Here is a 25,243-nt window from a genome sequence, read left to right on the forward strand (position 1 = left end):
GGAAATTGTTGCGGGCCGGCTGGGGGCTGCTGTCTCTGTCTCTGTCTTGGTAATAATTCCCGCGGGATTCCTGCGGGCTGCTGTCTCTGTCTTTAAAATAATTATTTCTGCGAATGTCCGGTTGGCCGTCGGAATCGACTCTCCGTTTGAAAATTGCTCTCACGGGCATTTCTCGCGATTGCGGGGCGAAGGTCGATCGCTTTTGAGGCGCATCTACTCCGCGAGTGTCGGGACGGGGCTTGCGTTCAAAGCGGGGAGAGGATGGTTGTGAGTCCTGACGGCGGCCTTCGCTTTTAAATGGCTTGCTGTCGGAATTCGATCGCGAAAAGTTGGGTTTGGTAAATTTTCTCATTGGTTTCTTGTGCTCAAAACGTTTTGGCTGAAGGCTAATCGGTTGTAGATTGTAGATGTGAGATTCTTGATTGAGGGAGCAATCTTGGGGCTTTGAGATTTTAGATAGTCTAGCGAGGGAGCAAGGATTTTGCTGTGTTCAAATTGCTAGTTAATAACTGATAAATCCTGTTTTGCCGATCGACCTTTTTGCGGTTTTATGTTAGCCGTGCAAGGATGGTTAATTAATCCCTCCCCATGCCCAACTCTTAACTGCTAAATCCTTTAAGTCTCAATATCTAAAAGTGCCAGAAGTTCGGTCAATCTTTCGGGATCGGTGAGATATAAATATCCGACCAAGGTTTCTAAGCTGCTGGCTTGTTGGTATATCTCTGGATCTGCTCGTTTAGAACGGCCCGCTGCAGCATTGCGGCCGCGCTTGACAATTGCTAATTCTGTACTGTTCAAGTAAGGAGAGAGCGATCGCAAATGACGCGCTTGAGTTTCGGCTCGTACTTGCCCCACCACTAATTCGTGATAAGCTTGCAATCTTTTGGGTGGGACTAAGTACGAACTCCGAACGTAGAGTTCGTACACTGCATCTCCCAAATATGCCCAGGCTGCGGGCGAAATTCTTTCTATTTCTGCTGGTGTAGCCCTCGCAGGATGCACTCGATTTAAACTGATATCCGTCAGACTCAGTTTGAGTCCGTCATCTGCGATCGGCGACATACTTTTTTAAATAAAACTTCCGCACAGCTTGGTTTTTCTAGTCACTTAATTCTTGCGTCTTTCGTTACTTCAGCAATTATAGCTTTCCCAGGAGTGTTCGCTGTCAGATCGCGAAACGAGATATATAGGCAAAGCTTTGCGTGACGATCGCACTCCTAAAAAAGGCTTTTTACCAAATCGGGATGCTCTAATTTTTATACCATTTTTCCGCGTGTTTGCCACACATATTTTACTGCCCTTCCACCGAAACTCTAAGCATCGGGGAAATATCGGCTGGCGCGTGTCGCAGCTTCTGGAAAAATCGGTATTGTTTTACCAGCAAAAAAATAAAAATTTGCTATCCAGCGTTGAGAACCGGATAGCTAATTTAACTCACTTTGGCGTCAAGCATCCTTGACGTTTTTTACCGCCTCATCAACCGAAGGCTGCAAAGACAAAAATTTCTCTAAGCGAACCAGTTTAACAGTCTGAGTTACGCGGGGATTTGAGACAATTTGCAATGTCCCCTCCAAGGTTTGGGCTTTTTTGACAAGTTGCACAAGTGCGCCCAAGCCTGAACTATCCACAAAGTCTATCTGAGACAAGTCCAAAATTACGTGTTTTGGGCCCTCGTCAATACATTTGCTTATTACCTTCCGAAAAGTTGCCTCAGAAAAAGCGTCCAGCAGGCCAGTCAGGCGAAATAACTGATAGTTATTCTTGACTTCGCGAGTGCCTCTGAGGCTAACGGTCAGGGTCAATGACTCAGGAATGACACCCTCCTAGCTAGATATGGCTTAAAGTCGAGGCTTCATTATAGGAGTTTTTTGGTCTTTTGTCTACAGGTTTTTAGTCATGAGTCATTAGTCATTAGTCATTAGTCAGAAGCGATCGACACAAACAGCCTCTGATGACTACTGACTAATTACTGCTGACTGCGGACTACTTTCTGCTGGCTACTTTCTGATTGTCTCGCATTGACTGCACGAATCGATCGAATAAATAGTCGGCGTCGTGCGGGCCCGGACTGGCTTCTGGGTGGTACTGCACTGAGAAAAGTGGCAGAGTTTTGTGCTTCAATCCGGCTACGGTACGATCGTTCAAATTGAGATGAGTAATTTCTACTTCGGGGGCTAGGGAATCGGGGTCGATCGCAAAACCGTGATTTTGGCTAGTAATTTCTACTTGCTCAGTTAAACCCGCTGGATGATTCAATCCCCGATGGCCGAACTTAAGTTTAAAAGTTTCTGCACCCAAGGAAAGTCCCAAAATTTGGTGTCCCATGCAGATGCCGAATACGGGTTTCTCCGACTTTAACAAAGCTTTCGCAGTCGCGATCCCTTCCGTTACCGCCGCCGGATCTCCGGGGCCGTTGGACAGAAAAATGCCGTCCGGGTTGTATTTGAGGATTTCCTCCGGCGACGTGTCAGCGGGGACAACGATGACCCGACATCCGTAACTCGCCAGACGCCGCAGGATGTTGCGCTTGATCCCAAAGTCTAGCGCTACCACCGTCCACATTTTGCCATTAGCAGGTTTGACTGTAGGACTGAACTCCCAAACCGAGTCCGTGGCTTCAGACCACTCGTAAACCTCGCGAGTGGTGACCTCCTGGACTAGATTTAGCCCGTCCATGCTGGGGGCGTCTTGTACTAGCTCCAAAAGCTCTGCCTGGTCGAGAATCGTGGTCGAAATGCCACCGTTGATCGCTCCCACCGTGCGAATTTTGCGAGTGAGGGCGCGGGTGTCGATCCCGTAAATGCCGGGGATATCGTACTGTTTTAGGTAGTCTTGCAGAGATTGCGAACAGCGCCAGTTGCTGGGGCGGCTGCATACGTTCCGGGCGATCGCACCTCGAATTTGCGGGCGCGAGGATTCTTCGTCTTCGAGATTTACCCCGGTATTGCCCAATTCTGGATAAGTAAAAGTTACAATTTGACCGCAATAGCTGGGATCGGTCAATACTTCTTGGTAGCCCGTCATTCCCGTATTAAATACTACCTCGCCAACGACGGTGGCGTCAGCGCCAAACGACCAGCCGCGGTAAGCAGTACCGTCAGCCAGGACTAGGAGAGCGGGTTGTGCAGTTGAAAGTGACATGGCATCCTTAATTACTTTCGTTTGGTTTAATTCTTACCACTGCCAGGGATTTGATGCTAGTCGGCAATGTACAGATATTATTTTAATTTGTGCAAGGGTTCGGAAAACCAAGGCACTTATGCCGGAGGCAGAAGCAAGAGGTAATCAAAAAGCTGCAACAAGTGCAAATTTTCCATCTCCCCCCGCGCCAGCAATTTATCTGCCAGCAGCTTAGGTGGCGGGCGGAAATTCTCTATCTATACCAAATCTATACCAAAAGGCAGTTGTCGCTGTTACGATCGAGCTACAGCGTTTAACGAAACTATGGCTAGTAAATCTCCCTTGCCTTTACTCTCAAACTTATACAAGCATCTACTGAACTCTCAAAAACGGTGCAAACCATTACTGGTGGTAACAACAGTTATTTCTCTGAGCAGTTCAATTTTAGTAGGGACTGTTGCCAACTCCTCGCGAGCAGTGGCTCAAGAAAGTGAGGGATGCTTCATGCGGAGCTCGTCAGGTCGAACCGTCAATCTCAGCCAATCAGTCTGCGGTTTTCTCCCCAAAGAATTGACTCCCAGCACTTCGGCGGCGGCAAAGTCGGGAGTGTTTCAGGCAAAAATCAAACGCCGAGAGGCTAATATCCCGGTCATAGAAGTCACGTTTAACGGCAAACAAAAGTTCGAGATGATGGTAGATTCTGGAGCTAGTGGCACAGTAATTACACCAGCAATGGCTAAAGCCTTGGGCGTTGTTCTCCAGGGAACAGTGCAAGCACAAACTCCCAACGGAGTTGCTACTTTTCCCCTCGGTCGCTTGACTTCTATGGAAGCAGGTGGTCTGGCAGTTAACAATGTAGTTGTCGCAGTCTCGCCATCCCTAGATATCGGACTGTTGGGTCACGACTTTTTTGGTAATAAAGATGTGACTATTAAGCAAGATGTCATTGAATTTCGATCGCGCTCTTAAAAAAAACGAAGAAGTCCGAGGGAAGAAGTAAAGAAAACTTGAAAATTCAATAATTTTTCTTGTTAGTTAGTTAAAACAAAAAATACCTTTTTCCTTCTTCCTTCTTCCTGACATCCGTGACATCCGTGACATCCGTTACAGAATCCGTTGCCGAACTTCCTTCATCCTTCTTCCATCCGTTACATCCGTTACAAAATCCGTTGCCGAACTTCCTTCATTTCAAAAACTCAATCAACTGCTGCAACTTCAACCAAGATTCGCCGCTCAATAAAATGTCCTTAGCCATAGAAACTCCTGCTGCGTGAGAACCCATAGGAATTGCACCTCCCACCTGAAAAGCCAAAGAGGCATTCAAAGCTACAACATCCATTTGTGCGGCCGTACCTTTGCCTTGCAAAACGTTCCGCAAAATCTCGGCGTTTTCCTCAACATTTCCGCCTTTTAACGAGCCGATCGCACTTGGTGTCAATCCTACCTTTTGGGGGTCTAAAGTAGTGAGTTCCACTTTGCCATCTGACAAAACCGCCAAATCAGTCACATCACCCAACCCCGCCTCGTCCAATTTTTCTCTGCCGTGAACGACTACAGCTAACTCAGTCCCCAACTCGCCCAAAGCTTGAGCAATAGTTGATACCAGACTAGGATCGAACACCCCGATTACCTGCCCTGTAGGGCGCATAGGATTGACAAGGGGCCCTAATAGGTTAAAAATAGTCCGCACCTTCAAAGTGCGCCGGAGCGACGCTACAGCCTTAAGTGCGGGATGCCACCCAGGCGCAAATAAAAAGGTGATGCCCACAGAGTCTACCGCAGATCTTACCTTCGCGGGATCGGCGTTGAGGTTGACTCCCAGTGCTTCCAACACGTCAGCAGAACCCACTTTGCTCGATGCGGAGCGATTTCCGTGTTTCGCGACTCGAACGTTGCCGGCGGCGGCCACAAAAGCTACAGCAGTGGAAATGTTAAACGTGGAAGCGCCGTCGCCGCCTGTGCCGCAAGTATCAATTAATTTGAGATTGGAGATTGAGGATTTTTTGGGATTGAAAACGCTCTCCGACTCACCTGCAAGCGACTGAGAATCCAATACCTGAGCCATTCCTACCAATTCTTGGGCAGAGATGCCTTTGGCTTGGATGGCCGCTAAAATGGCTCCTGAGAGGACGGGGGGAATAGCTTCGGCTAGCCATCCCTGCATCAAGTCGGCTGCTTGGCCGCGTGAGAGAGATTGTCTGTCTAATAGTTGTTGCAGGATGGCTTGCCACACAGGAGAATCCGGCGTCTGGGTTGAAGCAGGGGATAACTCTGGCGTTGCTAGTAGAGGAGAATCTGTCATTTATTAGTTTTTAGTCAAATTTAGCCCGATCGAGCTTTGCGGCCAAACCGAGAATCGATCGGGATTTTACCAGACTTGCCGACCACATTTTGCGCGATCGGGCCCATATTTTTGCCCAAATGCCAGCACCGCTACAGAATTTTTCCACCCGCAGTAGCAGAATATGAATTTTTTGATACAACAATTACCCTATTGTTGTGCCAACTTTACATAGAAACCCCAGATCGTACAACTGCCAGCAGTCTGCTGTATTATCTATCAGCAATAATACTTAACAGTCACTCAGGGCACCCAAAGACCGATAAAAGTTTCCGACAGGAGTTGTGGAGAGCAAAAAATTTTAGACATTAGGAGAACCCCAGATTCATCTGTGGAGTCAACTTTAATCTAAAATCTCAAATCGACTGACAGCAAGGACAGCGAGCATTTAGCTCTTGCAGGCGGGTTAGTTGCTTCGGGTAAGAGTCGATCGCACTCTCACCCACATCCTAAAAATAGGCTCTTGCGGTTGTAGAAGTCGCTGCCTTTTATTGTAACAACATCCTTGCTACTAACTTATTTCAGGGTATTCAACTGCTAATCTATTCAGGGAGATTTCAAGGAGCGGGTTTTGCTCGAATACCTGCACCGCAGGCAGATCGATGTGCCAATGCGATCGAGACAGCCAGCCAAGCATCAAATAAATACCGGATTAGCTAAACTTTCCGCAACAATCACTAATAACTAACAGTCCAGTAGGACAGATGAATAAACACACTCGTCTCCGGCTGCGACACACCATCTTTTAGCCTAAATAACGGCTCAAATTTAACAGGCGGTCGATCAAAAATATTAAACTGACACACAAGAGCAGGGTATTCACAAGTGGGAAATCAAAAACTAGGAAATAAAGCGATAGAATGCCTGAATGTCGCGGAGGCACTGCACCAAATGGAAGCAAAATATTATAGTATGTTTGAAAATGCTGTGTCGGGTATTTTTCAAACAACCCAATCCGGTCGCTACATCAGCGCTAACCCAGCTTTGGCTCGCATCTACGGATATAATTCCGCCGAAGAATTGATGGGTTCTCTGACTGATATCAGCGATCAGCTTTACGTCAACCCCGATCGCCGCGATCAGTTTGTTTCTGCTTTGCAAGCACAGGGCATCGTATCGGATTTTGAGTCGCAGATTTATCGGCGGGACGGAACAATAATTTGGATCGCTGAGAATGCGCGGGCTGTCTGCGATGAAGCAGGTAAATTGCTGTACTACGAAGGTTTTGTAGAAGATATCACCCAGCGCAAGCAAGCAGAATCTGCACTTCGAGAAAGCGAAGAACGCCTGCGCTTAATAATTGAAGGCGTTAAGGATTACGCTATATTCATGTTAGATACTGATGGGTATGTAGCTAGCTGGAATTCTGGTGCAGAACGCATTTTTGGATACAGAGCTCATGAAATAGTCGGCAATAATTCGGAGTGTTTTTTCACGAAAGAAGATCTTGAAATTGGCAAGCCCCAACAAAAATTAATCCAGGCGGTGGCAGAAGGTCGATACGAAAATCAAGGCTGGCGGCTTCGCAAAGACGGCTCGCGATTTTGGGCGAATATTATTGTTACTCCTTTGCGGGATGAAAGGGGAAAGTTGCAGGGCTTTTCTCAAGTAATGCAGGATATTACTGAGCAAAAGCGGGCTGCTGAGGAAAAGATGCAGTTGATTGCTTCTTTGCAGGCGTCGGAAAAAAAGTTTCGCACTTTGTACGAATCGACGACTGATGCGGTAATGCTGCTAGACGAAGAGGGTTTTTTGGATTGCAATTCGGCTACTTTAAAGTTATTTGGATGCAGCACTGAGTCGGAGTTTTGCGGCAAGCATCCTTCGGAGTTCAGCTCGCCGTTGCAACCGGACGGACAAGATTCTATGAGTCTTTATCAAGAGCGAATTAATACGGCTATGCGATCGGGAAATTGCCGTTTTGACTGGAGGCACTGCCGTTTGGATGGTTCTGAATTTCCAGCGGAAGTGCTGCTAACTTCTATGGATATCGGCGGCAAAATAGGGCTGCAAGGCGTGGTGCGCGATATCACTTATCGGGTGCAGGCTGAGGAAGCCCTGAAGCAGGCTAATGAGGTATTGGAATGCCGGGTTAAAGAGCGGACAAGTCAGTTGGAAGAGGCTATTAAAAAGTTGAGGTTATCGGAAGAAAAGTTTTCTAAGGCTTTTCGGTCGAGTCCAGATCCGATGATTATTACTACTTTTGCTGAGGGTCGTTTTATTGAAGTTAATGATAGTTTTCTGTCGATGACTGGTTACGATTTAGAAGAAACGCTCTGGAATACAGTACCGGGGTTAAATATTTGGGTAAGACCTGAAGACCGACTTAATTTTAGGCGAAGTTTGCACGAACAAGGTGTTGTTCGCAATCAGGAGTGCGAGTTTCGGATGAAGTCGGGATCGGTGGTGGTGTGTTTGCTGTCAGCGGAATTGATTAATTTGGACGGCGAACTCTGTATGCTGGCGGTGATGACGGATATTACCGATCGCAAACACGCCGAAGAAGCCCTACGGGAAAGTCAGCGGGCCTTGGCGACGCTGATGAGCAATTTGCCGGGAATGGCCTACCGTTTTCGCAACGATGCCGATCGCAGTATGGAGTTTGTCAGCGAAGGTTGCTATCAGTTAGCCGGCTATTCTCCTGAAGAATTTATCGGCACTAGGGAAATTTCTATATCGGAATTGACTCACCCGGACGATCGCGATAATTTGTGGAATGCCGTGCAAGTTGCTTTGCAAGAAAATCGACCCTATCAGCTAAATTACCGAATTACTGCTAAAAATGGCGAATTAAAATGGGTTTGGGAGCAAGGTTTGGGAGTGTTTTCCGACTCTGGAGAATTGATAGCTTTGGAAGGGTTAATTACTGATATTTCCGAGCAGAAACGCAGTGAAGAAGCTTTACTGCGATCGCAAACCGAGTTAACCCAACAAAAACTTCAACTCGAAAATACTTTGCACGAATTGCAGCAAACTCAAGCTCAATTGATTCACACTGAGAAAATGTCTACTCTCGGTCAAATGGTAGCTGGGGTCGCTCACGAAATTAACAATCCTGTTAGTAGCGTCTGCGGCAATCTCGTTCACGTCGGCCACTACACGGAAGATTTGCTGAATTTGCTCGATATGTACCAGCAGCACTGCCCGCAGCCACCGGCAGCAATTCAAAATAAAATTAAGGATATCGAATTAGAGTTTCTGCTAGAAGATTTGCCGAAAGCGATGTCTTCGATGCAGGTTGGGGCCGATCGCATTCGGGAAATCGTGCGATCGCTCAGAAATTTCTCCCGCAAAGATGATTCTCAAATGAGCAAAGTTAACCTGCACGAAGGGATTGAAGGAACGCTGCTGATCCTGCAAAGTCGCCTGAAAGCGAGAGGTAACTATCCCGAAATTGCGGTAATTAAGGACTATGGAAATTTGCCTTTGGTGGAGTGTTATGCTGGAAAAATCAATCAGGTATTTATGAATTTGATCGGAAATGCGATCGACGCGATCGAGGAATACAACGAAGGGCGTTCAGTTGCCGAAGTCAAAGCTAACCGCAGCAAAATTAAAATTAGGACAGAAGTCCAAAACTCCAATGCTGTAATTAGGATTTCTGACAACGGCCCCGGTATGCCAGAAGAAGTTTCCCAGCAGTTATTCGAGGCTTTTTTTACCACCAAACCCGCCGACAAAGGCACCGGTTTAGGTTTGTCAATTTCCTACAAAGTTGTCCAAGAACACGGTGGAAAACTTAGCTGCGTGTCTGCACTCGGCCACGGGGCCGAGTTTATCATAGAATTGCCGATCGAACAACCGATCGAACAATCCTAAAGTGCGATCGGGGCGATCGCATCGGGATAACGAGTCGCGGTTTCTAGTGAGGACTAAAGTCCTCATAAAACTCGCTCGCACTAAAGTGGGTAAGATGCAGTGTGCATTGAATTCTATAGAATTATACATATAGAAATTTTGCATAAGTTCTGTATTGCTAAAACCCTGGCTTTTCTTATTTCTTCCTTCTTTCGGCTTCCATCCGTTACATCCGTTACATCCGAAGAAAGCGAATCCATTGCCGAACTTCCTTCTTCCTTAATTACACCTTTCCCAATAAATTCGAGCCACATTATCTCCCGGATTTTGCCCCAAACAATCCGCAAAAAGTCCCCCAGCTTCCCTAAAATTCTTCATATTGTACAAAGACAAAGCCTGAGTAAATAGTTGCAGAGTCGCTAACTTCCCCGCTTTAACTTCCGGCAAATCAGCATCAAAAACTTCATAAACAGTCACCCATTCAGACTTACCCTTAACCTGAACTTTATCAATTACCCGAATTGCATAATCACCCGGATTCCTCAAGCGATCGAAAGTCTGCTGAGTAATTAACAGCGACACCCCATAATTTTTCGTCAAACTTTCAATCCGAGAAGCCAAATTAACCGCATCGCTAATCACAGTACCGTCCATGCGGCTTTTTCCGCCTACTATACCCAGAATCAAAGAACCAGTATTGATTCCCACCCCAATCTCAACTGGCACATCGCCCACACAAGCGCGATCTCGATTGTATTCCGCAAGAGTATGCAGCATTGCAATTCCCGCTTTCAAAGCATCATCCGCCCCCTCGCTAAACAAAGCCATAATTGCATCACCAATATATTTATCAATAAACCCTTTATTTTCCACAATCAGCGGTTCCATTCGACTCAGATAAGAATTGATAAATTTAAAATTTTCTTCAGGTGTCATCTGTTCCGAAAGAGTAGTGAAATCGCGGATGTCAGAAAACAAAACTGACATTTCCAACTCCACCGCTTCTCCCAATTTAATATCAACAATACTGTCACATCCCAAAAAAGCTAACAACTCCTTGGGTACAAAGCGACTTGTCGCCTCCGCAATTTCTAATTCTGCATCCAGTGAAAGTTCCAAATTGCAATTGACCTCAAAGAGATCCTCAATAAACTTTTTGCGTTCTGCCTCAGCTTCTTTGCGTTCCGTGATATCTTGAAGAGTGTTGATAGCATAAACAATATTTCCTTGTTGATCGTAGATGGGAGTAGCGAAGATTTCTAGGGGAATAATCTTGTCACCTTGATGAACTTCTGCATCGTCAGCCGTAGCACTTTCCCCATTCAACGCGCGCACGCTGGGCAAATTCTCCGTAGGATACTTTTGATTCGTCCCTGCTTGATAGAGTTGATAAACCTCTGACAATTGCTGGGAACTGGTATCCGGCACAACTCCTTTACCAAATATCTCTTTTGCTTTCCGATTGATGTAGTAAGGTTGGCCGTCCGCGTTCAGCACACCCACACCAATCGGCATTGCTTCCAAAAACTGTGTCAACCGATTTTCATTTTCGTGTAGTTTAGCAATGAGTACGGTTTGCTGGCTGTTTAACTCGGCCAACTCCTGATTTATTTGCTGGAGTTGGGCATTTTGTTGTGCCAGTTGTTTATCTTGAAGATAACTATTTAGCGCTTCTCTAACGGTCAATTTTAAGTCTTCCGGTTGCCAAGGTTTGGTAATATAACGATATAAGTTTGCAGAGTTGATAGCATTGGCGATCGCCCCAATATCTGCTTGTCCTGTTAGCATAATTTTTATAGTTTTAGGCGAAATTATATGAGCCTGTTTTAACAGCTCATCTCCCTTCATATCAGGCATAATATGGTCGGAAATAATTAAAGGAATTTCATCTCCCTCCTCTAGCAATTCTTCAATTAGCTCTAATGCCTCTTGCCCACCTTCAGAAATTTCGATTATATAATCATTGCCCACAGCCTCTTGCAGTTCTGCTTTGAGGCTCCTGAGTACAGTTTTTTCATCATCAACACAGATAATTACCTGTTGGCTCATAGTTTAGATAAACCAGATTTAATAGTTTCTAGCAAATCGGACTCCAACCAAGGTTTAGATAAGCAACCATGAAGGTTAGCCTGTTTTTGTACTCTGTCAATGGCTACTTCATCCGCTTGACCAGTCAGCATAATTTTAATAACATTGGGGTAGTTTTGGTGAATGCGAATCAGCAACTCATCTCCCCTAATACCGGGCATTAACCAATCACAAATAATCAGAACAAGGCTAATTTTGTCATCATAAAGTTCGCTGATCACCTCTAACGCCTCCTCAGCATCTTCGGCTCCTTCGTAGGTGTACGCATTCCCAAATTCTGCTGCTAGCTGCGTCCTGAGACTGTCTAATATTATTTTCTCATCGTCAACGCACAAAATAACTGGTTTAGACATCTATTTTTTCTCCTTTTTAATTGTTATTAGTAGCCAAAGTAGCACAAGTAGCCAAAGTAGTAAAAGTAGTAAAGTGTATTAGTAGACTCCATCTTATCTTAAGATGTCACAAGCCAACGGCTCGCCAAATCCTCTCCCCCTCCCCAGTCGCCGAAACCAAGAAACTTATATGCGTAGCACCTTAGCTGAGCATAACGCATCGTACTGCTGTTTTACATCCGTTTCCTGTTGAATCGGAGTTAGGGGCCTCAAAACGCTTTAACTTTTGAAATACTCCCAATGGGGTAGATTGCAGCTTAGGCGGAACCAAGCAAAATCCGACCTACTTACTACCTTATATCGTTTGCGAGATCCTTGAGTTGCTTATAAAGTGATCCTTGGCAGGAAAACATTAAATGTAGTTTTGCCCGGAATTGATTCCACTTCTATTTTTCCCTGATGCTTGTCAACAATCTTCTTCACAATATCTAGTCCCAATCCGCTACCTTCTCCTGCGGGCTTAGTAGTAAAAAACGGGTCAAATATTTTCCCTTTTATCTCTTCAGGTATCCCTTTGCCGCTGTCGCTAATGCTAATCTTAGCCTGGTCATCTTGAGCCGTTAACTCAATTGTTAACGTGCCTCGATAATCCATTGCTTGCAAAGCATTGTGAATTAAATTAGTCCAAACTTGATTTAGTTCGTCGGGATAGCACAGTATCGGCGGGATATCGGCATAGTTTTTGATGACCTCAACTCCCTGTTTGAGTAGATTTTGATACAGGGTTAAGATTGTTTCAATACCTTCTTTAAGACTGGCTGCTGTTTTTTCGCCAGACTGTTCGTAGCGGGCATAAGTTTTTAAGGCAAAAACTACTTTTGATGCTTTATCTGTGGCTGTGGTGATAGTAGCAATGCCTCTTTTTAATTCGGAAAGTTTGTAGGCGATTTCTAGGAGATGTAAACTATCGGATCTTTGCAACAAAGACACAAATGTATCAATTTCATTATAAACGCCCATGATCACTAGGCGATCGGCTATGGTATCGGCACTTTCAATTCCTAATTCTTCCAGTTGGCTTCTCAAAGCTCTCTTCAACTTGCGTTCTTCTTTGGTTGATAAGCTGGCTTCTTGTTGCAGGGAACGCTGCAGTAAACTCAACAAATTCTGTGCTTCTTCTGGGGAGAGAGATTGAAAAAGTGTGGGCAATTGTTCTAAAGTTTGATTTAAGAACTTAGAAACATTTCCTGCCGACGAGCGAATCGCGCCCAGGGGAGTGTTAACTTCGTGAGCAACTCCGGCCACAAGTTGTCCTAAAGCTGCCATTTTTTCTGATTGAATCAATCCTTCTTGGGTGGCTTCGAGATTGCTTAAAGCTTGTGATAATTCTTGAGTGCGTTCTTCTACTTTTGCTTCTAGGTTGGCATAGAGTTGGGCATTTTCGATTGAGATGGCAGCTTGCGAACACAAGACTTTTAACAGAGATACTCTGTCGGGAGTAAATGCACCTGTTACTAGGTTATTTTCTAAGTAAATTATTGAAATAAGCTGATTCTGTTTGAGCAGAGGAACGCAGAGAAGAGATTTAGTTTTATGAGCTTTTATATAAGTGTCATTCGTAAATCTGCCTTCCCGACTAGAATCATTTAAAACAACATCTTTGTGAGTGCGGCTTACATAATTAATCACTGATAAGGACAGTAACTGACTGCTTTCAGATGGGATGGACTGCAACAAATTGATGGTATCGGAATCAACTGCACCGGATGCTTCAATCAGTAGTTTACCCTGAGATTCCAACAACAAGTATCCCACCTGTGCGCCAGCATTCTCCATCATAATTGTCATCAATTTTCGGAGTAATTGCTCTAGCACAATTTCACCAGCAATGGCTTGGGAAGCTTTGATAACTGTCGCTAAATCTAAAGCTGTACTCGCTCCTGTGGTAGTGTGAGCATTGGGGACGATAGGGCCTGTATTTTTACCAAAAATCGCCCCTGATTTTGCCTGTAGTTGTGGATATCTTGCTTCTAAATCCTCAACTTTTGCCTTAGCTTGCCAGCGAGTATAGCCGTAGTGTGCTCCTTTGAGATAGGTTTGGGCAATCTCCTCCATACCGCTTACTAGATAAAATTCCGCTGCTAACTCATAGGCTAAAGCTTCATCTTGAATATATCCGTTGTCTCTTGCTCCTTGAATCGATCGCTCGTAAAGTTTTGCTGCTTGCCAATTATCTCCTAATACTCGCGCTTTTTCTGCTTGTACTAGGTCGTATTTATGCTGGAAATTGAACGGGGCAAGCTCGGCCCATTGCTTCATTTGCTTTTGGTTTGATTCGACTCCCTCCAAATTTTCCATGAGCTCGGGAGAATACTGAGCGAGCAGGGCAAGAGAATAGTAGAAGTTATGGATAGCAACATACATAAATCCCATGAGAGAATCTATGTATTCTGCAGCTGCGATCGCATTCTTCACGGCATCGGCATAGTTTTTGAATAAATAAGCGAGATTTAGTTTGGCTACGTAAACAAGACTAAGCAGCGTGCGGTTCTTCGTGGCTAGCAAACGGGGAAGTATTTCCTCCTCGTTAAAGCTTTCGCCCAGCAAGCGAGATGGGGTGGCTGTTGTTTCCAAAAGATTTAAAATAACTTGCCGCCAGATATTAGTCTGGTAAAGAGTATATTCCTGTTTGAGCTTCCATAATTGTTCGCAGGATTGGTGCATTTTTGATGCAACAGATTCTAGTCCTTCTCCAGTCAAAAACAGGGTAACACAATAAGCTTTAATACAATAACCTGCGTACTCATTATCTCCTGTTTCAAGTCCGCTTTTATTTCCCTCTAGTAGCAGAGAAAGACTGCTTTTTGCGGGAGCTTTCCAGTGTTTCACTAAAGAACAAAATAAGTTATAGATTTTGGCTTTTAGCTCTATAGCATGATATATATTTACTAACTTTAGTGCCAATTCTCCGGCGTGATATCCAGTTTGTATGTTGCCTTTTCCCGAACAGATAACAGCATACGCAGCATAAGCATAAGCAGCCAAAGCTGAATAACCTTTTTGAATTGTCAGGTTAACCATTGTCAAAATAATTAACACTAAAACTCCGGGTTTCGCAAATAAAGCGGACGGACAAATAGACATCAAAATTCGCATGGCTGCGAGTTGAGCAGCGTCAGTCATTTCCGGGAAGCTTTCTAAGTCCATAAGTGCTGGCATATCTACGTTACTATCTTCTCCTGTAGAGAGAGAAATTTCTAGTAATTTTAATGCTTCTAAACCAGTTTCTATTGCTTTAAGTGGCTGATTCTTAGCGGTATAAATTAGCACTTTTAGTTCGTAAGCTTTTACCCTGTCTAGGTGATTTATTGCTCGTTCCAAGATAACTTCAGCTAATTTTTCTGCACCCTCAAAGTTGGTGTTTAAATATTTAGCCTCTACCATTTCTTGATAGAGATTTAGGGTTAATTTATACTGCGTTTGCCAACTTTCTTCGGTTAAGAGGCTTAATCCTGTCTTCAAATATTCAACCGCAGCACTGTAAGCCGTCGCTGCTTTGGCTTTCTGGCCCGCTATCAAATTAAGTTTGGCAATTTCGTTTCGCTCTTGTTGATGGGTTAGTAGGGGCTGTACGGCCCTGCTTAACCCTACCCCGATATTCAGATGATCGACAATTTCAAATATTTTTTTTGATCGTGTTTCGGGCGAACTGTTCTTTAGCAACAGGCGACCAATTTGTAAATGAATGGCTTGTTTTTCAGAGTCGTCAATCAAAGAATAAGTTGCTTGTTGGATGCGATCGTGTCCAAACTTATAGTGTTGAATTAAAAGTTGACTATCTAATTCTGAGATAGTAAAAATTAACTCAGAATGAATGGCTTTTTTCAGCGCATAGAAAATTTCAGCGGGGGAGCGATCGCAAATAATTGATAGAGTGTTTAAGTCAAACTCTGCACCTATACAAGCTGCAAAACGCAATACCTGTTGAGTATTGGACGGCAATTTATTGAGTTTGCCTACCATTAATTCTACCACATTGTCAGTAATGGCTCTCGCCTCAATCTGAACAATATTCCACTGCCAAGTGCGCTCCTTAAAATCGAAATTTAGCAAATTTTCAGTATATAAGTTTTTCAATAATTCCGTAATAAAGAAAGGATTGCCGCTGGTTTTTTTTAGAATTAATCCTGCTAAATCTCTGACAGCATAACGCTCACACTGCAACGTATCTGCAATCAATTCATTGATATGTGGTTGGGCTAAAGGTACTAAGGTAATCTGGTTAACAGTGGCTCCCTCAGAGCGGATATCTTCCAAAGTCACCATCAAGGGATGAGTAGAATTGACTTCGTTGTCTCGATAAGCTCCAATCAAAAATAGATATTGGGTATCTGCATCCACCATCATCAGTTGGATTAATTTGAGGGTGGCAGAATCTGCCCATTGCAAATCATCCAGAAAAATGACTAAAGGATGCTTTTCTGAACAAAATACCCGAATGAAATTGCCGAAGATAAGATTAAAGCGATTTTGCGATTCATTTGCACCTAATGCAGACAAGGCCGGCTGTTTGCCTACAATCAATTCAACTTCGGGAATTACATCAATAATAATTTGACCGTTAACACCAAAAGCATTTAATAATTTTTCTCGCCATTGATTAAGCTGTTCTTCGCTTTCGGTTAACAGTTGTCGCACTAATCCCTTAAAAGCGCTGACAATAGCAGAGTAAGGAATATTGCGCTGAAATTGGTCGAATTTTCCAGCTATAAAATAGCCTCTCGCCTTAGTTATTGGTTTATAAACTTCGGATACCAGTGCTGACTTGCCGATTCCAGAATAACCAGCAACCAGCATTAATTCTTTACGGGATTGCTGGTTGTTTTCTGTTTTGCTAATCCGAGAGAAGGCTGCTAGTAAATCTGCAACTTCTGCCTCGCGTCCGTAAAGTTTTTGGGGAATTTGGAACTTGTCGCAAATATCTTGACGACAGAGGGCGAATGATTCAATTTTGCCATTTGTCTGTAACTGGTTCAAGCATTCTTCTAAATCTGATTTAATTCCGCAGGCACTTTGATATCGTTCTTCTGCTGTTTTGGCCATCAGTTTGAGTGTGATATCAGAAATAATTGGGGGAATTTCTGGATTAACCTGATGCGGCGGTACTGGTTGTTTGGCGATGTGGCAATGTAACAACTCCAAAGCATCGTCAGCGGCAAATGGAAGTTGTCCGGTGAGGAGTTCGTAGAATGTAACGCCCAAAGAGTAAAAGTCGGTTCGATAATCAAGAGAACGGTTCATCCTTCCAGTTTGTTCTGGAGAAATATAGGCTAATGTACCTTCTAAAACATTGGGGTTTTTTAGGGTAGGATTTTCGCGGGTGAAGACAGTAGCAATGCCAAAATCGATAATTTTAACTTGCCCGGTTTCTGGGTTGAGCAGGATATTGGCGGGGTTAATGTCTTTGTGGATAATTTGGGCAGCATGAATTCGAGCCAAAATCTCTGCTGTTTGAATAGCGATGCGGAGGAAGTGCTGTAAAGATGAAATATTTTGCGTTTCTGTAGGGTTATCATTCAAAATTTTTAAAGAAGTGCCGCCAAAATCTTCAAAGATAATGACTAGAGTTCTTTGATACTCTTGTAGGCTATAAACTTTGACAAATCCTTCGATATTGTTGAGATTGCAAGTAATTTCGTATTCCTGCTTGTAGCGGGTAAGTTCAGCAGGATCGGGATAATCTTGAGCGAGCATTTTGAAGATAACAGGTTGATTGTCCTGTTCGCGAATGGCTCGATAAACCGTCGAATTTGGGCTTTCGTAAATTCGATCGAGAATCTCGTATCCTTCAATTTTTAACATTTTGGGTAATTTTTAGAATGTTAATTTTTATGTAAAATATGGTAATCTGCACCTTTTTGAACAGTCGCTTTTTTTGAGTGGAATTATTTCTACTTAACCTGAGATGTTGCACCATTCTCACTAAGCCTTTTATGGGCGGGCTAGAAGCCCACCCCACAACAAAATTCACTCTTTGTGGAACAGGGCGAAAAGCCTGTTAAGCGAGAATGGTGCAACATCTCAGTTTAACCGGACTTGTATTATTGACTAGAACTAGCTATCTTTGACAAGGACTAAATGACACTCGGTGAAAAGCCGATCGCCCGCAGCGTTCCAAAGCCAATTTATGTTTGGCTGTTCCATATCCCTTGTTATTTGTCAAGTCATATTCAGGATACTTAACAGCCAAACGTACTATTAATTCATCGCGCCAAACTTTCGCCACAATACTAGCAGCAGCAATCTGAATCGATCGCGCATCACCCTTAATCATCGTCTCTTGCTCGATCGCCAAATTGGGGATTCTTTGATTCCCATCAACCAAACACAAATCCGGCGTCACCTTCAACTTCAAAATCGCCCGTTTCATCGCCAACAAAGAAGCCTGCAAAATATTGAGGCGATCAATCTCCCGCACCGAAGACGCACCAACTTGACAGTCAACCGCCACAGCCCGGATTTTTACGGCTAACCGACTCCGGGCTGCGGCACTCAACTGCTTGCTGTCGCGCACCCCGCAACTTGCTAATTCATCGAGAACTTCGTCGGGCAAAATGCAGGCAGCAGCCACCACCGGCCCGAACAAAGCGCCTCGTCCGACTTCATCCACACCCGCAATTACTAGAGCGTTCGAGGGAGAGGGGGAAAGGGGAAGATGGAAAGATGGGAAGAGAGTAAAAATTTCTACTTCTTCCTTCTTCCCTCTTCCCTCTGACTTCTTCCTTCTTCCCTCTGACTTCATATCACTCATCCACAACGGCTGACGAGCGGCGGCGGCGGCGACGGTTGATAGCAGGCTCCTCGGGTTCGCTGGGTTCGCTGGGTTGGCTGGGTTCGATCGGCTCCTGGGATTCGATCGGCTCATTGAGTTTGATCGACTCATTGAGTTTGATCGGCTCATTGAGTTCGATTGGCTCATAGGATTCGATCGGCTCATAGGATTTGATCGGCTCATAGGATTCGATCGGCTCATAGGATTCGCCCATCACATCGCTGGGTTCCTCCATCCGATCAAAATCATCAGTTGCGTCGATCGAACTCTCGCCGTAAATTTGGGCTTCATCATCCTCAGAAAAAACAGGCTCAACTACCGACCTTTCTGGATAATAATCCCGTTCCTCAGCATTCTGTGCAGGCGCGGTCGGTTCAAATTCAAATTCGAGCTGCTCAAAAGGCGGCTTGTTCGGGGCCGCTCCGGGGAGAGTCACCGAAACGATCGCATTCTTAGGATTTTTCACGCTGCGATCAGTAAGCACCAAAGGAGAAACCCCCATCAGCGCATAAACATCCTGCTCCTCCGCCGTCATTTCCACCGAAATCACCTCTGGAGGCTCCACCATCGGCTTCATCAACTCAGACTTAGCCGGACGCACGCGATCGAAATCCTCGCGCCTGCCAACAGTCGCCATATTCACCAGCCCGAAGCCCTCCGAAGCCGCGCGGATGCCGGGGGGTGCTAGATACTCAGAGCGCGTATCCGCGACGGGCGCGCTCGGAGTATTCGGCAGCCGCAACTTGCTGCGTACCGGTTCCTCCTCCGCCGGCAGAGCAAAAGGCTCTTCGCCAATCCGGCGGCGGCGGCGGCGTCTAGTTCCGTTCCCCAAATCCTGATAGCTGGGATGGTTGAGCAAGTCCAAAGGCGAGGCATTGCTGCCCGTCTCAAAATCCAAACTTTCGCTCTGAGGTTCCCAAGCAGCCCGAGCAGGTTCCGGGGGGCGTTCTTCCCGCACCGGTGCAGGAGTTGCAGCCGCCACAGGCGTCAAGCTGCGGCGTTCCAATCCTTCGGGCAAATTCAACAAAACGCGGTTCGACGTAGCAACGGTGCGATCGCCCGATTCCCGCACGGCTGCGGCGAAGTCTTCTTCCCCGGGCAAGTGCACCAGATGACCCAACCCGCTGCAAGTAGGACAACTGTGGCCGAACAACTCGTAAATATTTTGACCTTGGCGCTTGCGGGTCAGTTCTACCAGCCCCAATTCCGACAGTTGAGCGATTTGCGGCCGAGCTTTGTCAGCTTTGAGAGCTTTATTGAAATGTTCCAGCACCTGCAACTGATCGCGGCGGGATTCCATGTCAATAAAGTCAACAATAATCACCCCAGCAATATTGCGTAACCGCAGTTGTCTAGCAATTTCCGTTGCTGCTTCGCAATTTGTCCAGAGTACAGTTTCGCGAGCCGTCGCCGATCGAGTAAACGAGCCAGAGTTGACATCTATCACCGTCAGCGCCTCAGTCGGCTCGATAATCACATAACCACCCGAAGGCAAATCAACCCTTGGTCTGAGGGCTTCTCGAATCGCAGCGTTAACGCGGAAAAATTCTAAAATCGAGGCGCGCTCTCGGTGGTGGTCGATCAAAACTCCCGCAGGAAGTTTACCGCCGTTCCAGCTCATCAACTGCTGCTTCACCCGCTTAATTCCATTTTGCGAGTCCACCACAATCCGATTCACGTCACCGCTGAACATATCTCGCAGCACCCGCTGGATAAAATCGTCATCCCGGTTGAGCAGTGCCGGCGCCCGCGAAGTACCGCCTTCGAGTTGAACGGCTTCCCATTGTTTTTGGAGGACTTCCAAATCTTCCATGATCGCTTCTTCGGTCATCCCTTCAGCCTCGGTGCGTACCAGCAGCCCCATCCCGGCCGGTTTCACCAAAATAGCCAGGGCTCTGAGGCGGTTGCGCTCGGCTTCCGACTTGATCCGCCGCGAGAGATTGACTCCCCTGCCGTAGGGCATCAGTACCAAATAGCGGCCCGGCAGGGTAATGTTGCCTGTTAGCCGAGGGCCTTTGCTGCCCGTCGGTTCTTTCATTACCTGTACCACCACTTTCTGCTGGGGGGTCAGGAGTTCTGTAATTGCTCCTGCCGAGCGTTTAAGGCGCAGCGGGCCGAGGTCTGTGACGTGCATAAACCCGTTACGCTCTGGATCGCCAATATTGACGAACGCCGCATCTATCCCAGGGAGTACATTTTCAACAATTCCCAAGTAAATGTCACTGACTTGATGGCTGCCTGTGGCTACCACAAGTTCTTGGATTTGATCTTCTGAAAAGACGGCAGCAATACGATGCTGCTCTGCTATAACTATCTGCTTGGTCATTCAATTTCCTCAAAAAACTGGCAGCAAGTTAGAGACACTTACGCACAAAAGTGTTTCTGACTTTGACTGTAATTAGTAGTAGCTTGAAGAGTTATGAGCTGTGAGTTGGTGCAGGGAGGAAGGAAATTTAACTGTTCACTGTTAACTGTTGACTGTTGACTGTTCACTGTTAACTGTTACAGATAAAGTAGTTAAACCCGCCCTTACAGAGTTATGAGTTATGCTCAGCAGATAAATCTGAGAGATTGAAATAAGGAGGCTTTTATCGAGTTAGCAATATTGAGATTTGAGTTGAGAATTGCGAAATCAATACTCAAAATTCAACACTTACAACTCTTCATTTGAACTCAGCGAATAAATTCATTGACACCGTACCAATTTCTTAACACACAACTTAACACTACGAACTGATAACTCCGCTTGCGTGGTGGTAGAGGGCTGGTTTTGAGCGAAAGTAGGTAGGAGTGAAAGCACCTAGACTTTTGTTGAATTCTTGTGCGATCGCACTCAACATACCCCAGCTTGGCATTCGACTGCAACCTCCGCCCCTGCCAACCCTAAAACCTCGTCTGTCGATTTTAGATTTTAGATTTTAGATTTTAGATTTTAGATTTACTCCACAGATGAATCTGGGAGATTGAAATTTAGTCTAAAATCTAAAATTTTGGTTCTCCACGAATTAAGTCGGGGGCTTATTTCCGTTTTTTGACGAGTCAGTCGATTTTAGATTTTAAATTTTAGATTTTAGATTTTAGATTTACTCCACAGATGAATCTGGGAGATTGAAATTTAGTCTAAAATCTAAAATTTTTGGTTCTTCACGACTTAAGTCGGGGGCTTATCTCCGTTTTTTGACGGGTCAGTCGATTTTAGATTTTAGGTTTTAGATTTTAGATTTACTCCACAGATGAATCTGGGAGCTGGAACTTTAATCTAAAATCTAAAATTTTTAGTTCTCCACGACTTAAGTCGGGGGCTTATCTCCGTTTTTTGACCCGCCAAAAACATCTATTGTTGAATACCCGCTCTGCGGTTTGAACCGTGAGATTTTTGAATAAGCCGACCACCGACAACCAGTCGATCGATCGAAATTAATCGCTAAATTTGGTTCAGACCCCGCTCCGGCGGGTTTGGCGCTAGATTGAGCCCGTGAATGTACAACAAAAAGGCTTGAAGTCTTGAACAGAAGCAAATTGCACCCAGCCCGCGTTGCTGGTTGACGAGGGCGGCGAGCGACTAAAGCGCTCGAGCCACCGCGGCTTCCATAACAAGCGATTATAGCGTGAAACGACACATCCCGATCGAGAGCCGAAGGTGAAATATTCCACCACGGCTTCCCTATTTTAACCATAACCCAGGATTAGCTGACTACGCTCAACCTGTAGAAGCTGAATTTCCTGCTGGCTGACTTGTTCGAGCATGAACACAATATGTTCTGGCTTGAGCAAGTTGCCATCGCTGCGACAACTGCCAGTAAAGCGCAAGACGGCTCTACCTTGGGATGTACCACCAGAGGCAGAGGTGCTGCTTTCTGGTTTCTGCTCTACAAGCTCTAGTTTGTGCAGTCGATCGCGCAAATTGACATCCTGCGTCTTTCCCGACTTAGTAGTATGCACCCGCCAAAAAGCTTCGGTTTCGACGATCGTCTTAACCCAAGCTTCCCAATTGGCATCAGGAGCCACGGAGACAGAAGCAGCATTGTCCCCGTCTAATTCGCCATTTTCTGTCAGCGAACCCCCTACAGCGACAGTAATCACGTACTCCGCTGCTTCTAACAACTGGTTAGCAGAAGGAGCCTTGAGATCGATCAACTCAACCTTGTAAATCGGAATATTTTCCGGCAGCTTAGCGGCCAACTTTTCCCGAAAACTCTCAATATCGATCGACTCAGTGAGCTCAAAGTCGGCAATTTCCCCAGTGCTGGTAACACCTAGAGGCAGAGCATTTGCCAGAGAAATCCGAGGGTTCGGGTGAAACCCGCCGGTAAACGAAATCGGCAAATCGGCTCTGCGGACTACTCGATCGAACAATCGGATCAAATCCAAATGACCAACCAAAGCCATATCGCCCACCTTCCCGAACCAAACCCGCAAACGCTGTTTCCGCTCCGTATTCGGAACAAACTCCCCAGCAAACTCTGGAATTGGCAGCGCATCCACAACCACATTGTGTCCGAAATCGGTGCCGCAAACCCCGCAGCGCGAACACCCTTCAAAGGAACAGTCGGGAACAGTCGCTGCTTCTAAAGCCTTTTGCAAGTCAATTTTCAGCCAGTTTTTGTCGATTCCCGTATCTAAATGATCCCAAGGCAGGGCCTGATCGAGAGAGAGGGGGAGAGAGGGGGAGGGGGAGAGGGGGAGAGAGGGGGAAGGGGAGAGGGGGAGATCCGGAGAATTGGAAAAATCTTCGTTGATTTCTCTTCCGACGGACATTGGACTGACATCCGTTACATCCGTTACATCCGTTACAGAATCCGTTGCCGAACTTCCGACGGACATCGGACTGACATCCGTTACATCCGTTACAGAATCCGTTGCCGAACTTCCGACGGACATCGGACTGACATCCGTTACATCCGTTACAGAATCCGTTGCCGAACTTCCTTCTTCCTTCTCAAACAGATTCCACTCGCCGCTTTCGACTTGGCGGTATTTCCAGGTAAGGCCAGACTCATCGATCGCCTGAGTCCAAGCTTTATAAGCCTGATCCAAGCTTTCCCACCACGCATCCATACCCGCGCCAAGTTCCCAAGCGCGGCGGACTACAGCAGCCAAACGTCGATCGCCCCGTCCGACAAAATCCTCCATTGCCGAAATCCGCACATCAGTGTAATTCACCTTGACGCCCCGCATCCCCCGAAATTCTCCCTTCAGGAGTTTTTGCTTGCGGGAAAACTCAGCAGTAGAAACCGAGTGCCACTGAAAAGGAGTGTGAGGCTTAGGCGTAAAATTAGAAATTGTCAAGTTAAAATTCAGTCCCCGCCTGCCATCTATCCTGCATTCCCGGTGCAGCCAGCGGACTGTTTCGGCGATGCCCAGAACATCAAAATCTGTTTCTCCGGGCAAACCGATCATAAAATACAGCTTGATTTTATCCCAGCCGCGATCGACCGCAGTTTTGACACCCCGAAGCAATTCTTCGTTGGTCAAACCTTTGTTAACGATGTCGCGCATCCGCTGAGTACCAGCTTCCGGCGCAAAAGTCAAACCGCCTTGTCGCGTACCGCCGAGAATGTCGGCAATATTATCGTCAAATCTATCAACGCGCTGGCTGGGTAGAGACAGAGAGATATTTTTATCTTTCAGGCGATTTTTGATTTCCATCCCGACTGCAGGGAGTGCCAGATAGTCGGAACAACTGAGGGAAAGCAGGGAAAACTCGCTGTGCCCGGTGGCTTGCATCCCCTGTTCGATCGCCTCTACGACTTGCTGCGGTTCGACATCGCGCGCGGGGCGAGTCAGCATTCCCGGCTGACAGAAGCGACAGCCGCGAGTGCATCCCCGGCGGATTTCTACTGTCAGTCTGTCGTGTACTGTCTGGACGTAGGGAACCAGGCCGATCGAATAAGCTGGTATAGGAGTTGCCACGCGGCGCAGAATTCGTTCTGGAACTTGCGGGCGGTTGGGATGAACAGAACCGTCGGCCGCCATATCGTAGAATTGCGGGACGTAGACGCCTGGAATTTGCGCTAAATCCAGCAGCAATGCTTCTCGGCTCAAATTATTTGTTTTGCCTTCTGCCAAAATCAAGCCAATTTCTGGCAGCAACTCTTCTCCATCTCCTAAAGCGATGAAGTCAAAAAAGTCCGCGTAGGGTTCGGGGTTAGAAGTTGCCGTTTGCCCGCCAGCAAAAATCAGCGGCATTTGACCGTTTTGGCGGTTTGTCGCTCTTTCTTGCCAAGTTAGGGGAATGCCGGCTAAATCCAGCATTTCCAGAATGTTTGTGGCTCCGAGTTCGTAGCTGAGGCTGAAGCCCAGAATATCAAATTCTGTGAGCGATCGCCTCGATTCTACGGCAAACAGCGGAGTTTTGGTCGATCGCAGTTTTGCTGCCAAGTCAGGGGCGGGCAAATAAGCCCGATCGCACAACTGTCTCGGCCCTGCGTTCAAAATGTTGTAAAGGATGATGTGTCCCAGATTGGAAGCACCAACTTCATAAACTTCTGGGTAAGTGAGAACCCAGCGCACCAATGCCCCGTCCCAAGGCTTGTGCGTAGATCCCAATTCGTTTCCCAGATAACGAGCAGGCTGATTAATGTCTGCTGTAAGTAATTCTTCGACTTTTACTGCCACGGCTCGACTCGCTAAATATTTGCGACTCTTAAGCAGCCTACCTTAAAATCTGCCAACACGCCAACGACAGTCGTCTGTCTTTTCGGGCATTTAACCGAATTTGCTGTGTTTTGT

Annotated in this window: 15 protein-coding genes and 1 pseudogene; 3 read left to right on the plus strand and 13 right to left on the minus strand. The window is 46.0% G+C overall.

Translation table 11 applies throughout. The features are described 5' to 3' along the window. Together QUA25_RS09575 and QUA25_RS09580 are read right to left on the minus strand one after the other, a co-directional pair. A pseudogene (locus tag QUA25_RS09575) lies at positions 1-352 on the minus strand (23S rRNA (guanosine(2251)-2'-O)-methyltransferase RlmB); the annotation flags it as partial. A 263-nt stretch (positions 353-615) separates the two neighbouring features. After that, positions 616-1,062, minus strand: a complete 447-nt coding sequence (locus QUA25_RS09580; RefSeq protein ID WP_333037228.1) for a ribonuclease III domain-containing protein — start codon at positions 1,060-1,062, stop codon at positions 616-618. A gap of 136 nt (positions 1,063-1,198) precedes the next feature. Between QUA25_RS09580 and QUA25_RS09585 the strand changes: the two genes are divergently transcribed. Then, positions 1,199-1,459, plus strand: a complete 261-nt coding sequence (locus QUA25_RS09585) for a hypothetical protein (protein WP_333037229.1) — start codon at positions 1,199-1,201, stop codon at positions 1,457-1,459. On the opposite strand, the gene QUA25_RS09590 is transcribed toward QUA25_RS09585, so the two are convergent. Then, complete coding sequence (locus QUA25_RS09590; RefSeq protein WP_333037230.1) at positions 1,446-1,802, minus strand: STAS domain-containing protein; 357 nt, start codon at positions 1,800-1,802, stop codon at positions 1,446-1,448. The two genes, QUA25_RS09585 and QUA25_RS09590, sit on opposite strands and share 14 nt — an antisense overlap. Before the next feature lie 181 nt (positions 1,803-1,983). Next, positions 1,984-3,141 carry a glutamine-hydrolyzing carbamoyl-phosphate synthase small subunit gene (gene carA, locus QUA25_RS09595; RefSeq protein ID WP_333037231.1) on the minus strand — a complete coding sequence of 386 codons (1,158 nt, stop codon included), beginning with the start codon at positions 3,139-3,141 and terminating at the stop codon, positions 1,984-1,986. Between the two features lie 387 nt (positions 3,142-3,528). On the opposite strand from carA, the gene QUA25_RS09600 reads away from it, so the two are divergent. Next, complete coding sequence (locus tag QUA25_RS09600) at positions 3,529-4,089, plus strand: retropepsin-like aspartic protease (RefSeq protein WP_333037232.1); 561 nt, start codon at positions 3,529-3,531, stop codon at positions 4,087-4,089. A 214-nt stretch (positions 4,090-4,303) separates the two neighbouring features. On the opposite strand, the gene trpD is transcribed toward QUA25_RS09600, so the two are convergent. After that, complete coding sequence (gene trpD, locus QUA25_RS09605) at positions 4,304-5,422, minus strand: anthranilate phosphoribosyltransferase (protein WP_333037233.1); 1,119 nt, start codon at positions 5,420-5,422, stop codon at positions 4,304-4,306. A 10-nt stretch (positions 5,423-5,432) separates the two neighbouring features. Further along, positions 5,433-5,603, minus strand: coding sequence for a hypothetical protein (locus QUA25_RS09610; protein WP_333037234.1), 171 nt, complete (start codon positions 5,601-5,603; stop codon positions 5,433-5,435). A 683-nt stretch (positions 5,604-6,286) separates the two neighbouring features. On the opposite strand from QUA25_RS09610, the gene QUA25_RS09615 reads away from it, so the two are divergent. Then, entirely contained in the window at positions 6,287-9,280 is a 2,994-nt protein-coding gene (locus QUA25_RS09615) for a PAS domain S-box protein (protein WP_333037235.1), read from the plus strand. Between the two features lie 258 nt (positions 9,281-9,538). Here QUA25_RS09615 and QUA25_RS09620 read toward each other — a convergent pair whose 3' ends face one another. The 7 genes from QUA25_RS09620 to QUA25_RS09650 all read right to left on the minus strand — a co-directional run bounded on the left by QUA25_RS09620 (position 9,539) and on the right by QUA25_RS09650 (position 25,129). Further along, complete coding sequence (locus tag QUA25_RS09620; protein ID WP_333037236.1) at positions 9,539-11,308, minus strand: adenylate/guanylate cyclase domain-containing protein; 1,770 nt, start codon at positions 11,306-11,308, stop codon at positions 9,539-9,541. Further along, positions 11,305-11,700, minus strand: a complete 396-nt coding sequence (locus QUA25_RS09625) for a response regulator (protein WP_333037237.1) — start codon at positions 11,698-11,700, stop codon at positions 11,305-11,307. The genes QUA25_RS09620 and QUA25_RS09625 overlap by 4 nt, the downstream gene beginning before the upstream one ends. A 363-nt stretch (positions 11,701-12,063) precedes the next feature. Further along, entirely contained in the window at positions 12,064-17,541 is a 5,478-nt protein-coding gene (locus QUA25_RS09630) for an AAA family ATPase (protein ID WP_333037238.1), read from the minus strand. A gap of 256 nt (positions 17,542-17,797) precedes the next feature. Beyond that, positions 17,798-18,481, minus strand: coding sequence for a ribonuclease HII (locus QUA25_RS09635; protein WP_333037239.1), 684 nt, complete (start codon positions 18,479-18,481; stop codon positions 17,798-17,800). A gap of 1 nt (position 18,482) precedes the next feature. Beyond that, positions 18,483-20,837: an Rne/Rng family ribonuclease gene (locus QUA25_RS09640; protein WP_333037240.1), complete on the minus strand. Its 2,355-nt coding sequence runs from the start codon at positions 20,835-20,837 to the stop codon at positions 18,483-18,485. Between the two features lie 400 nt (positions 20,838-21,237). After that, positions 21,238-21,366, minus strand: a complete 129-nt coding sequence (locus QUA25_RS09645) for a hypothetical protein (protein ID WP_333037241.1) — start codon at positions 21,364-21,366, stop codon at positions 21,238-21,240. A gap of 814 nt (positions 21,367-22,180) precedes the next feature. Continuing rightward, complete coding sequence (locus QUA25_RS09650; RefSeq protein ID WP_333037242.1) at positions 22,181-25,129, minus strand: TIGR03960 family B12-binding radical SAM protein; 2,949 nt, start codon at positions 25,127-25,129, stop codon at positions 22,181-22,183. Positions 25,130-25,243: the final 114 nt, after the last annotated feature.

The sequence above is a fragment of the Microcoleus sp. Pol17C6 genome (genome assembly GCF_036701145.1).
In the GTDB taxonomy this organism is placed as follows: domain Bacteria; phylum Cyanobacteriota; class Cyanobacteriia; order Cyanobacteriales; family Microcoleaceae; genus Microcoleus.